The sequence below is a fragment of the Serratia sp. GW822-FHT06E05 genome (assembly GCF_058799445.1).
In genome coordinates this window covers 1,217,158-1,230,531 of the sequence record NZ_JBXALM010000001.1, presented here as the reverse complement: position 1 = coordinate 1,230,531, position 13,374 = coordinate 1,217,158, and the positions used below count along the sequence as shown (strand labels likewise).

Annotated in this window: 8 protein-coding genes; 7 read left to right on the top strand and 1 reads right to left on the bottom strand. The window is 40.5% G+C overall.

All coding sequences use genetic code 11. The features are described from left to right. Nucleotides 1-66 precede the first annotated feature (66 nt). From AC1RKC_RS05785 to AC1RKC_RS05770, 4 genes are all read left to right on the top strand, one after another. Nucleotides 67-1,584 carry an MATE family efflux transporter gene (locus tag AC1RKC_RS05785; protein WP_197820418.1) on the top strand — a complete coding sequence of 506 codons (1,518 nt, stop codon included), beginning with the start codon at nucleotides 67-69 and terminating at the stop codon, nucleotides 1,582-1,584. 35 nt (nucleotides 1,585-1,619) lie between these two features. Beyond that, nucleotides 1,620-2,597, top strand: a complete 978-nt coding sequence (locus AC1RKC_RS05780) for a polysaccharide pyruvyl transferase family protein (RefSeq protein WP_493091911.1) — start codon at nucleotides 1,620-1,622, stop codon at nucleotides 2,595-2,597. A 454-nt stretch (nucleotides 2,598-3,051) separates the two neighbouring features. Beyond that, nucleotides 3,052-4,206 carry a glycosyltransferase family 4 protein gene (locus AC1RKC_RS05775; protein ID WP_197820422.1) on the top strand — a complete coding sequence of 385 codons (1,155 nt, stop codon included), beginning with the start codon at nucleotides 3,052-3,054 and terminating at the stop codon, nucleotides 4,204-4,206. 235 nt (nucleotides 4,207-4,441) lie between these two features. After that, nucleotides 4,442-5,620, top strand: a complete 1,179-nt coding sequence (locus tag AC1RKC_RS05770; RefSeq protein WP_493091913.1) for an O-antigen ligase family protein — start codon at nucleotides 4,442-4,444, stop codon at nucleotides 5,618-5,620. A 13-nt stretch (nucleotides 5,621-5,633) separates the two neighbouring features. Here AC1RKC_RS05770 and AC1RKC_RS05765 read toward each other — a convergent pair whose 3' ends face one another. Further along, nucleotides 5,634-6,698, bottom strand: a complete 1,065-nt coding sequence (locus tag AC1RKC_RS05765; protein ID WP_256813923.1) for a glycosyltransferase family 4 protein — start codon at nucleotides 6,696-6,698, stop codon at nucleotides 5,634-5,636. Nucleotides 6,699-7,194: 496 nt separating this feature from the next. On the opposite strand from AC1RKC_RS05765, the gene AC1RKC_RS05760 reads away from it, so the two are divergent. The 3 genes from AC1RKC_RS05760 (at nucleotide 7,195) to AC1RKC_RS05750 (ending at nucleotide 13,374) form a co-directional block, all read left to right on the top strand. Continuing rightward, nucleotides 7,195-9,837, top strand: a complete 2,643-nt coding sequence (locus AC1RKC_RS05760; protein ID WP_256813924.1) for a beta strand repeat-containing protein — start codon at nucleotides 7,195-7,197, stop codon at nucleotides 9,835-9,837. A gap of 384 nt (nucleotides 9,838-10,221) precedes the next feature. Further along, the gene (locus tag AC1RKC_RS05755) at nucleotides 10,222-11,988 is read left to right on the top strand and encodes a type I secretion system permease/ATPase (RefSeq protein ID WP_020826025.1); all 1,767 of its coding nucleotides are present in this window, start codon (nucleotides 10,222-10,224) and stop codon (nucleotides 11,986-11,988) included. A gap of 54 nt (nucleotides 11,989-12,042) precedes the next feature. Then, the gene (locus tag AC1RKC_RS05750; RefSeq protein ID WP_020826026.1) at nucleotides 12,043-13,374 is read left to right on the top strand and encodes an HlyD family type I secretion periplasmic adaptor subunit; all 1,332 of its coding nucleotides are present in this window, start codon (nucleotides 12,043-12,045) and stop codon (nucleotides 13,372-13,374) included.

Here is a 13,374-nt window from a genome sequence, read left to right as displayed (position 1 = left end):
GATGCTAAATTCAGTGTTTTTTAAGTATAACAATTAATAGACTTATTATTACCGTGAGATATTCAAGTGGTCGATAAAAAGCTAATGGCAAAAAACACTTTTATGTTGTTTGGCCGAATGTTATTAATAATGTTTGTGACATTTTATACATCAAGAATGGTGTTAGAGGCTTTGGGGGTATACGATTTTGGTTTATACAGTGTTGTAGGCAGTATAATTGTCCTATTTTCCTTCATACAAAACGTTTCCGCTCTCGCTACACAACGTTTCTTATCTGTAGGGATTGGAAGGAAGGATGATAAATGGACAAATGATGTATTTAATGCCAGTATCGTTGTTCATCTGATTATATGTTTTTTAATACTTATTTTAGCTGAAACAGTGGGGCTGTGGTTCCTACTGCACAAACTAAAAGTGCCGACAGAAAGACTAGATGATGTTTTTTGGGTATATCAGATATCTGTTGTTTCATTATTATTCCAGATAATGCAAACTCCATTTATGGCATCACTCATTGCCTGTGAAAAAATGGACTTGTTTGCAAAAATAGGCATTTTTGATGCATTTCAACGATGGTTAATGGTCTTTCTCTTCACCTTTATTGGTTTTAATAACAAGATAGTGAGCTATGCTTTGTTCTTGTTAATAGGCTATATTTTTGTTTTTTTAGTTTATGCTGTAATTTGCATCTCGAAAATATCTATTTGTAAAATCAATATAAGGTTAAAAGAAAATGGATTGTTACTCAAAGAGATATTTTCTTTCTCAAGTTGGTCAATGATAGGTTCTTTGAGTGTGGTTGGTGTATCTCAAGGAACTGCTTTACTAACTTACTATTTTGTCGGTGTAGTCGCGAACGGTTCAATTTGGTTGTCTGAACAAGTTTTAATCGCATTTAACAGGGTTATTGGCACCTTACAGACGGCAATAAATCCACAAATAATAAAACAATATTCTGTCGGAAATAGTGGCGAAGTTGAACAATTACTATCACTCTCTTATAAATTGACTGCGTTTGTTATTATGATATCAGCAGTGCCGGCTTTTGTAGATGCTTCTTTTATTATTGGATTGTGGTTAAATCAGGTGCCACCTTATTTAGTGGATTTGGTAAAAATAGTTATTATTTATATATTGGTCGATTCATTATCTGGACCATATGTCACGGCAATATATGCTGTTGGGAAATTAAGGAATTATCAGTTTTTTGTTTCGATAATTATGATGTCTTCTTTGCTATTGACATTTATATTATATTACATGGGGTTTTCTATATATACGGCAGTTTCCGCAAGGGTTTTTTGTGCATTTTTCTTGTTAATTTTCAGGGTGCTATATGTCAGCAAAGCTATTAATATAAGTGCAAAAAAGTTTATATTTATAGATTTTCCAAAATTGGCCTCGGTAGCATTTCTTTCAATATTATTCAGCCGTTATATAAAATGCTTTTTTAATGACGGATTTATAGGGTTACTTTCACTAATTTCATTAAATTTAATTTTTGTTATGGTTATGTTCTTTCTTGTTGTTTTAAGCGCTGCGGAAAGAAAAAAAATTTTTCATTTGTTAAGAAAACGATTTTAAATTATCTATAGTTGATATCCTTAAAGGTGGGAATAATGAGTTTTAAATATAGTGTGTTGACATATGAAAGCGATATTTATGTTAAAAGAAACTGGATCAACTTAGGTGATTATGTTCAAAGTACTGCGGCAAAACAATTTATTCCATCAGTAGATGCTTTTATTCCTCGGGATCATATGAACACATATCATGGTGATCCTATGAAAATGATAATGAATGCCTGGTATATGGATATCCCTGAGAATTTTCCTCCTTCTAATGACATAGAACCTCTCTATGTATCCATACATATTAACTCGACAATTGTTGATAAAATATTTACTCCCGAATCCATTGCTCACTTTAAGAAATTCCAACCAATTGGTTGTCGAGATTTCTATACAAGAGACCTTTTAATTTCAAAAGGTATTGATGCATACTATTCAGGTTGTATGACTTTAACTCTTGGTCAAACATATAAGCGTGATAATATTACTGACGACGTTTATTTTATTGATGTTATGTATGACTCAATGACCTTATCTGAATTAATTCGGCAACCATTAAGGTTTGGAAAACGTATTCTTAATGGACGTGCATTTGAGTTCTCTCATCGGAATAAAGTAATAAAAAAATACTTCACTCCTGAGTTAATTAAAAATGCTAAATTTGAAACTCAGATAATACCTTACGTTTCCGCTAATGAGGGCTTCAAGTTGGCTGATGATTTTCTTAAACGTCTGGCCAATGCCAAGCTTGTGGTTACATCGCGAATTCATACTGCATTACCTTGTTTAGCTATGGGAACTCCAGTTATATTTGTTAATGGCGGTTTTAAAAACAAAATAGATAATTGTAGATTTGATGGTCTTTTTGATTTCTTTAACAGAATTGATGTAGATGCAAATGCTAACTCAACCATTAATTTTGATATCAATGGCGAAAAAATAGGGTTAAATAGTGATATTACTAATAAGCAGTTGCATTTAGAGTACTCTAAAAAGTTAATTGAAAAATGTAGTTCATTTATCTAAATCCAACATTAAATTAGTTTAAACATATTGGAATATAAGTTTTTAATAAAGGCTTATGAGTTTTTTACTACTGGATTGCCTAAAGCCGTGGGTAGAAAACGGCATGTGATAATTAAGAATGTTACATTAACGCTTACCTCCCTGTAATATTAATACTACAGGGAGTTGTCTTAATTACTTGTTTTTAGATGTGTATTGTTGGCCTCAGATATTTCATATCAAAATCATTACGCTAAGTTTATATGTGCATTTAGTAGCTGTTAATTATTTTTAATTCCCTAATAATTTAAGGATGTAGCAGTAAGTTGAGAATTTAATAATTCCGTGACAGATATTCATTGGGGCTATACTCTAGAAGATTGATTCCAATAGGTAGTATTTAAATTTATTTTTATTGTAATCGAATTTGTTTTTATTCGATAATTAGTGCTATATTTATATATAAGGTATCGATATGTCTCGCGATTTAAGTGTTGGGCTTGTGGCTGATTGGTTGGTAACATACGCTGGGGCAGAAAAGGTTATTGCTGAGTTTATTAGTATCTTTCCCGAATCTGATCTGTATTCGGTAGTCGATTTTTTGTCTGATGAAAATAGGACGCTTTTTGGGAATAAAAAAGCAAAAACTACTTTTATCCAAAAACTTCCAAAATCCAGATCCAAGTATCAAAATTATTTACCCTTAATGCCATTAGCGATTGAGCAATTAGATGTTTCAAAGCATGATATTATTTTATCAAGTAGCCACGCAGTTGCCAAAGGTGTTCTTACCGGACCAGATCAGTTGCATATAAGTTATGTTCATTCACCAATTAGATATGCATGGGATTTACAGCATCAATACTTACGTGAAGCTGGCTTGAACAAAGGCCTTAAAGCGCAGGCTGCTCGCTGGTTACTTCATAAAATTAGAATGTGGGATTATCGTACTGCTAATGGAGTCGATCATTTTGTTGCTAATTCTCAGTTTATTGCAAGACGTATTAAAAAAGTATACGGCCGGACCGCAGATGTTATTTATCCTCCAGTAGACGTTGATAGATTCACACTTAATGAGAATAAAGATAACTATTATTTCACCGCATCAAGAATGGTTCCTTATAAGCGAATAGATCTTATTGTAGAGGCTTTTAGCCAAATGCCAGATAGAAAGCTTGTAGTCATTGGTGATGGCTCAGAAATGAGCAAAATAAAGTCCAAAGCAACGAAAAATGTCGAGATTCTTGGATATCAACCAAATCATGTCATGCAAGAGCACATGCAAAAAGCTAAAGCATTCGTTTTTGCGGCAGAAGAAGATTTTGGTATAACTCCTGTTGAAGCACAGGCATGCGGTACACCAGTTATTGCTTTTGGCAAAGGTGGGTCATTAGAAACTGTAAGGCCTTTTGGCGTTGATAATCCGACAGGGTTATTTTTTGAGAATCAAAATGTAGTTGATATTATTAAAGCAATTAATGATTTCGAGAATTTAGCAGAACAAATATCCCCTCTACATTGCCGTGAAAATGCTGTTCGCTTTTCTAATGAACGTTTTCAGACGCAAATGAAAATGTACATTAATGAGAAGTGGGAACAATTTTCTGATTCTAAGAGATTGATATATTAATTATATTTTTTATTTTCTGCTTATGCTCTTATCGGCGATGGTGTTTTTACATTTCATCGCTCTTTTGCGCTTGTCATTCAATAATGACTGGATGGGATTTAAATTGATCAAAATTAATTATGATATTTTCTCTATGAAATACTCTAGATAACGGTTCATGGTTTATCTTTATAATAAATAATAATACATACTTTATTATTTACTCTAAAATGTAAAGTGCTCTGGCCAAATTTAAATGAAAACAAATAGATGCTGGTTAGTTTCTTTCATTGCGACACTGTTGATTGGCGTAGATGTTATACAGATTTTTGGGGTGAGAATATCACTTGTGCCATTGTTTTTTTATGGTGTTTATATAGTTTACAAAAATAAATCTGTTGATGTTTGGTTCCTATACGTTTTCTTTTTTTCTGTGGCTTGTATCCCTTCAGTTTTTTTCTCTCATAACCCAGAAAAATCGATAGGTTATTTGTTTTGGATACTTTTTAATTATTTCTCAATCTCAGTAGTTTATAAACACCTTGTCGTAACAAATAGAAGTGAGGCTATTTTTGGAATAAGAGATTCATATCGGTTTCAGATCGTTATCGGAGGGGTTTTATATTTTTCTGGTATGCAATTCCGAGCTCAGGTCCTTTATTATGAACCATCGTATTTTGCCATCGCCTTAATTCCATTTATCGTTATAGTATTTTGTGATTTATTAAAAAATGGAATAAAACAAGAAAGTTCCACTAAAAATACATCTTACATTGATTTAATATTGTTACTTGTTGCTCTATATACCACAAAAAGTGCAAATATGATATTGGTAGGAATGCTAACTGCAATTATTGTTTCATTATATGGAGAGGGTAAAATAAAAAAAACAATTATAATGTTTTTAGTATTTATCGCGTCCTGGCTTCTTTTATCATGGTATTCGAATAATTATAATGATTTGTTGTCGACTACTTTCCAGAAAATTGCAAATGCGGATAGTTTTTTTGATGCTATCCTAGAAAGAACGGGAAATAGATGGCCCCGAGCACAATTGACTTTTGATACTGCGATGCATACGTTCTGGGGAGTTGGGATTGGCGCCTTCAAAGAGTTTACCTCTGATAATTATTTCCCAAAGTTTGTAGAAATTCCGGCATATTACTCACCTTTAGCTAATGAGGCGGTTAATATATATTTTGAAATAGCGGCCAGTTGTGGTTGGATTGCGTTAGCTATTTGGTTGTTTTTTCACTTTAATATGTTGAAGAAAATAAGCAGTGATGAACGTAATGCTCGTATTTTAGTATGTTCACTTATAGTTGCAATGCTTGCATTATTCATAGAATCAAACTTTTTGCGGCCCTATTACTGGATGCTCATTGGTATGGTTATGGGGCAGGTATCATTGTCAAAAAATATTCGTAGTGATTAGATTATATTTTTAGCTAATTTTTAGTTAGAGTTCTTGCCAATAAGTTCAGTTTTTTTGCTGACTCTTCCCATGAGAAGCGATTTACATTTTCGCTTCCTTCCTTTATTAATCTGTTCCTCAATTCCTCATTTTCTATTATATTTATCATTACTTGTGTCATTTCTGATTTGTCAAATGGGTTAAAATATAGAGCGCTATTTCCCAATATCTCCGGTATTGACGCTTGGTTTGATGCCAAAACAGGACAGCCACATGCCTGTGCTTCTAAAGGAGGGATTCCAAAACCTTCATAAAAAGAAGGAAAAATAAACGCATAAGCATTTTGATACAGTTTTATTAGCTCTTTATCACTGACTCGACCCAAATATTCTATACCTTCCATGTTATTTCCCATTTCACTTCCTTCATTTGAGAATGGATTTAAAGAATAACCAATTATTTTTAATGTCACTTTCTTATTAATAGTGTTATTTCTTTTAAAATCACAAAAAGCATCTATCATGCCATGATGATTTTTATGATAATTTTTCGAAGCAACTGCTAGGAAATATATATCAGAATCGGTTTTTTCTTTTGGTGAAAAATGATTCCCGGTTGCATTATATATGACGGATGTTTTCTCAGTAGAAAAATGATAGGTATCTGTTATTTCTTTTTTTGAAAATTCACTGACAGTCAATAGGTGTTTTGATGTTTTAATCATCATAGGTATGAATGATTTATAAAACAAAATAAACGATTTTGAATAACTTTGAGGGTATCTTAAATAATTTATATCATGGTGCGTGATTATTTTATTCTGATAAAAAATAGGTCCGGTGCTTCCTAGATTTATCAGTAATGGGGAGCCGATCTTTTTTAAGAAAATGGGGAGTTCAATTTGCTCCCAAAAATGCCCTTGACATATACCTATTGTTTTAACTTTTAGTTTTTTTGCAATCGCTTCCCTTAATATTCCTTTAGGACAAACAAAGATAATATCATCATATTTCTTGCTTAGTTCCAAAGAAATCATCTCTGCAAATCTTTGTACTCCAGTTATCTCCTGCGTTAAAAATCTGGCATTCACGTATATCATGTTGTTGTCTATTATCTTTTTAATATATCATTTCTAAGATACTAATCCTCCTCGATCCAAGTATCTTAGTCAAGTGATATAGCGTGCACAATTGGCGCTGTGAGCATGCATTTTCAATGCCGCATGATAACTAATGAAACTATTTCAATTGTAACTAGTATTTTTCATCCACTACTCATTAAAAAAATGCATAAAATCATGTTTTATAAGGAAATATTGATTTTTAGTGTAATCAACTATTGTTGTTTCAAATGGCGATATTACACTTGTCTTTCTTGGTTTTAAATTTTGCCAAGGTAATTATTTTTAGATTTTTATTCTTTTTTATCTTTTTGTTTATTATTGTGCTCGGCAGCGTTGACAGGTTCAGTCTTTTGGACTTTTCTTACCATGACATGGATCGCATGTTTTTTTATGCTGCGATTAATGTCACGTCTAGTTCATATTTATTTAGGTTTGCGATTGAATTTCAATTTGAAATTTTGAGGATATGATTATGGCTTCTCAAGTACTGCTTTACCAGAAAGAAGTGGCAGCTATACTTTATGCAGTGTTAGGTAATGATACTTTTACGGGGCCTACTGCATTTGATGCCGTTGCCGGGCAAATCCGCACAGGGCAATTAACGCAGCAAGATTATATCGGAGGGCTAATTTCATCAACTGCGGGTCAAGCCCTGTACGGCGCGCAATCAGACTTACAAATTCTGAGAACTATCTATACAAAAGTTTTTGGTTCTGCTCCGTCAGATACCACTCTTCAAGGTTATTTAACCGGAACAACCTTAAGTGGCGCAGTCTACAATGTTATTGATTTATTATTAAACAATAAGACATTTGATAGTGCAACGCTTGCTGCTCAGTCATCGTTCGAAAATCACCTAGATTCAATGCTCTTTAATAATTATGGGACAACAGCATGGAATCAGTGGAGTGTAGCGTTGCCTTCTCAAGAGCAAGTTGCATCAGTTTATCTTGCGGTTGCCAATCGATCTGCTGATTCGAATGGTTTGAATTATTGGACTAGCTATTTACTTCAGCCAGGGAAAACATTTCAATCTCTGGTGCAGTCACTCATTAGTTCCCCTGAATTTCAGCAGAAAGGCGCTAATTTAACGGGTGATGCATTCATTACTTATGTGTATCAAGGAGTTTATGGTTCTGCACCCAGCGCTGCTGATCTAGCGTTGTATCGTGCGTTGCCGAATAAAATGGCAATTACTTCTGCCATTATTAATGATTTACGTACATCGACGGCTAGCGATGTGGCTAGTGTGACCGAGCAACATGCATTTGAGTATGCAATTGGTACTAGCCTGCTATATAAAACAACCGCAGTACTAACGACGACAGCTGCTGGGGGTAACGCAACTGGAACGATAAATAACGGGCTCTCACATCAGATCAGCAATGCAGAAACCGCGGTGCTACAGAATGTTCAGCTGAACGCTAACTCTGCCAGCGTCGTTAACCTGAAGTTCGCCGACCACCTGGCGAACCTGACTATTAACGGCACTAGTGCAGCAACGGTTAATCTGTCAGACAATGGCGTTAACCCGGGCGTAGGCATTACCGTCAACAACGGCAATATCATTTTGAACGCTAGCTCGGGTGCGGATGCAGTGGTTGTTACTTCAACCGCCAATATTGCCACTGGTACCGGTCAGTTTAACCTTGGTGCGGGTAACGATAGCCTGAAGTGGGCGGGTAATGGGGTATCAAACGGCGCTAACACGGTAGCGACCACCATTAAAGCCGATGGTGGGTCAGGTATTGACTCTATCTCCGCCAACTTTATCACCAAGTCTGTTGTGACTAACCAAAACGCCCTGGGCATTCGTAGCAGCGTTGTCACCAGTAATGCTAATAACTTCTCGAATTTCGAGAAGATTGATCTGACAGGATTTATCGGCAAATCTGTTGGTACCCTGATTACCACGCCATTGATCGGTTCACCAACCACTACCAGCGTAACCACACCGACGCACGTCTTTGATTTTGGTTTAACCAACGGGACGGCGACAGTTGAAGGGACTACTGGGGGCACGGTAACTCAAGGCGCAGCAGCAACTAACCTGGGCTCTCAAGGTTTTGTGATCTCTGGCTTAACCAATGCCAGTGTCATTAACGTTGCGGGCGGTAACGCTGCACAACTGGAAGTGAAGGGCGATGCAACATCTGCAAGCACCCTGGGCTTCACTTTTGTTCAGAATGCGACCGACCACTTCAATATCAATTTCGATGCAGTAAGTTCTTCAAACGTCAATGCTGGCGCTATCAGTCTGACCAGTAGCAGCAGTGCGTTGTTGGGGACGGCATTAGGTACGGTGAATATTGCGTCTGGCGGTACGGGCTCGTTTAGCAATATCATCTCATTGGCTGGTACCAACGCGCAGGTTCAGAACATAAACGTTACTGGCGATCATGCTCTGAATTTAACGCTGGGCAGCGGATTCAGTAATGTGCGTGATGTTAACGCATCCACCAATACCGCCGGTCTGAATCTTGATTCAAACCATGCCGGTACCGGTGACGGTATTATCGTTCAACTGCTGAACATCCTGCCATTGAGTGCGGTAACTACAGCGTTGCTGACCCCACTGTTGAACACGCTGGGCCTGAACGGTTATCAACTGACTGTAGAAGGGACCGGTGCGGCTGACAGCTTCAACGTTCTGGGTAACACCACCCTGGCCGGTGGCAATGGTGTGAATACCTATCAACTGAAGTCCAGTACCACTCAGGCCGGTGTTACCATTACCGACTTTGACAGTACCAAAGACAAGATCGTTGATGCGGCTTCTGCTTTGACCATCTCCGGTAATACCAGCGGCACCGCAGTGGCGGATTACGGCACCCGTGCTTCTGATACTCTGGATGCGCTGCTGGGTACTCTGGTTGGCGGCCTGACCAACGGCGTTATTGGCCTGTTGGGCGGTATCCTCGGCCTTGGTAGCAGCAACGCACTGACGGCTAAAGTGGGTGTGGCGTCAGTGGTGTTTGGCGGTACCGGCGATAATGCCAGCTCTTATGTGATTATTGATAACAACAATAACCACACGCTGGATGCTAATGACAGCGTCGTTTACCTGACAGGTCAGAACCATCAGCAACTGCTGGATACTCTGCATTACGCATAAGGTAAGCTCTGCAGGTTAATAGTTTCCATTGAAACTGTTATTAGTTAAATAATACGGGGAGGTCAAACTTCCCGTATTGTTTTATTTTGTGATCGGCATCATTATCTCTAACTTATTCCATTCCTCATAATTCCCTCATATTTCATCATGTCTTTCATCTTGTTGTTTTCCCTGTGTTTCTAACAAATGTTTCTGCGGTTTTTTTTTACGTATTGCCTTGCCGATATGTGCTTTCTCTACCTATAGTTAAAAAAAGTATCTGCAGTCTCGAGCATGTTGGGGGGGCTTCTTTAGGATTTTCTTTATTTTTGTTTTTTTTAGGAATTTCCTTAGAAGAAATCAATGCGGATTGGGCTGACAGTGCACATGATGTAAGGGCAGAATGTGAATCAATTTATACCGCGCAATGAAATTGCGGATGTTATACGGACACGCAGTAAAGTTTTTTGGACCGTTGGCATATTCACCGCATTTATTAACTTGTTAATGCTTGTTCCTTCAATCTATATGCTCCAGGTTTATGACCGGGTGCTTCCTTCGCGCAATGAAATCACCTTACTGATGCTGACGCTGATTATGCTGGGAATGTTCGGCATGATGGCGCTGCTGGAGTATGTGCGCAGCATGGTGGTGATCCGTATCGGTAGCCAATTGGATATGCGTTTGAATACGCGGGTTTATACGGCAGCGTACGAATCTAACCTTAAGAATGGTTCTTCCGATGCAGGGCAGATGCTGGGTGATTTGACTACCGTACGGCAGTTCCTGACCGGCAGCGCATTGTTTGCTTTCTTCGATGCGCCCTGGTTCCCGATTTACCTGCTGGTGATTTTCCTGTTCAACCCGTGGTTGGGTTTGTTTGCTCTGGTTGGCTCATTGCTGCTGGTTGCGTTGGCGGTGGTCAACGAAATGGTTTCCAAGCAACCCTTGGGCGAAGCGAGCAAGTTATCGATCATGTCCAGCAGCCTGGCAAGTACCAATTTGCGCAATGCTGAAGTGATCGAAGCATTGGGCATGCTGCCTAATCTAAAACGACGTTGGTTTGGATTGCATCAGAGATTTCTCAATAGCCAGCGTGTTGCCAGCGAGCGCGCGACCACCGTCAGTTCCATCACCAAATTTGTTCGTCTCTCTCTGCAGTCATTGGTCTTGGGGCTAGGGGGATGGTTGGCGATTGATGGGCATATCACCCCCGGCATGATGATCGCGGGCTCTATTTTGATGGGGCGTACTCTGGCGCCCATCGAGCAGGTGATTAACGTCTGGAAAAGCTGGAGCTCAGCCAAACTGTCCTATCAGCGTTTGGTCAAACTGCTTGATAAGCATCCTCCGCGCGGAATGGGGATGTCGCTTCCCCGTCCTGAAGGGATCATCTCGGTCGAAGGCGTCACCGCCACCCCTCCGGGATCAAAAGCCGATGCGGTGTTGCATAATGTCAGCTTTGCTATTCAACCGGGCGACGTGCTGGGGATTATCGGGCCAAGCGCTTCCGGCAAGTCTACGCTGGCGCGTTTGCTGGTCGGTATCTGGCCGGTCAGTGAGGGCATTGTGCGTCTTGATAATGCTGATATCTACCAGTGGAATAAAGATGAGTTGGGGCCCTACATTGGCTACCTGCCGCAGGATATCGAACTCTTTGCCGGCACCATCGCCGAAAACATCGCTCGTTTTAACGACATAGACTCCGAGAAAGTTATTGAAGCCGCCAAACTGGCTGGGGTGCATGAACTGATCCTGCGCTTCCCTAATGGTTACGATTCGATCATCGGTAACGGCGGGGCAGGGTTATCCGGTGGGCAGAAGCAGCGTATTGGCCTGGCACGTGCGCTGTATGGCGATCCATCTCTGATCGTGTTGGACGAGCCTAACTCCAATTTGGATGACGCCGGTGAGAAAGCGCTGAATCAGGCCATCTTGTTCCTCAAGCAGCGTAATAAAACGGTGATTCTGATTACCCATCGCACCAACCTGCTGTCGATGACCACCAAGCTGCTGCTGTTGGTCAACGGTAGCGTCAATGCGTTTGGCCCAACGCAGCAAGTTCTGCAAGCCCTGGCCAATGCGCAAAAAGCGCAGACTCCACAGCAAGCCGTGCGTGCGGTCAATTCCGAGCCGGACGAAGGCAATATCCCAAAAACTCAAATTAATTAAGCCGTGAACTTGCCGGGCGGGGCAAAAGCGCCGCCTGCAGTCGAAGGAGTTGGTATGTCTACGCACATTGGCGAGCCGCAAGACTCGTATTCAGAAGAGATCCCACAGGACGAGCGGCGTTTTACCCGCATGGGATGGTTGGTGGTGGGGCTTGGCCTGTTTGGTTTTTTCGCCTGGGCTGCATTTGCACCTTTGGATAAAGGGGTTGCTTCGCCAGGCTCGGTGATTGTTTCCGGCAACCGCAAGACCGTGCAGGCGCCAGCCAGCGGCATCATTAAAAGCATCACCGTAAAAGAAGGCGACAGGGTTAAAGCCGGTGAAGTATTGGTGCAACTGAGTCAGGTACAGGCGCAGGCGCAGGTTGATTCTCTGCGCGATCAATACTACACCACCCTGGCCACCGAAGGCCGCCTGCTTGCTGAACGTGATGGATTAAGCAAAGTGACTTTCTCGCCGGTCTTCGAACAACTCCAGGCTCAGCCGCGGGTTGCCGAGATCATCGCGCTGCAAACCCAGCTCTTCTCCTCGCGCCGTCAGGGGCTGCAAAGCGAAGTCGACGGTTATAAACAGTCGATGGACGGTATGCGTTTCCAGTTAAAAGGCCTGCAGGATTCCAGGGTCAATAAACAGATCCAGCTTTCCAGCCTGCGTGAGCAGATGAACAGCATGAAACAACTGGCTGCCGACGGCTATTTACCGCGTAACCGTTATCTTGAAGTGCAGCGTCAGTTTGCGGAAGTTAACAGCAGCATCGATGAAACCGTCGGGCGGATCGGCCAAGTACAAAAACAGCTGCAGGAATCTCAGCAGCGGATCGATCAGCGTTTTGCCGACTACCAGCGCGAGGTCAGAACTCAACTGGCGCAAACGCAGATGGATGCCAGCGAATTCAGAAACAAGCTGGAAATGGCGAATTTTGATCTCGGGAATACCGCTATCACCTCGCCGGTGGATGGCACCGTAGTCGGATTAAATATCTTTACTCAGGGGGGCGTCGTGGGAGCGGGTGACCACCTGATGGACGTTGTACCCAGTCAGGCTACGCTGGTGGTGGATTCCCGCCTGAAGGTAGAGTTGATTGACAAGGTGTACAACGGGTTGCCGGTGGATTTGATGTTTACCGCTTTCAACCAGAACAAAACCCCGAAAATCCCGGGGACGGTGACATTGGTTTCTGCCGACCGCTTGGTTGACAAGGCCAATGGCGAACCCTACTACCAAATGCAGGTCACGGTATCTCCTGAAGGCATGAAAATGCTGGGCGGGGAGGATGTTAAGCCGGGTATGCCTGTTGAGGTGTTCGTGAAGACAGGGTCACGCTCACTGCTGAGCTATTTGTTTAAACCTATTTTGGATCGCGCTCATACTTCATTAACCGAGGAATAA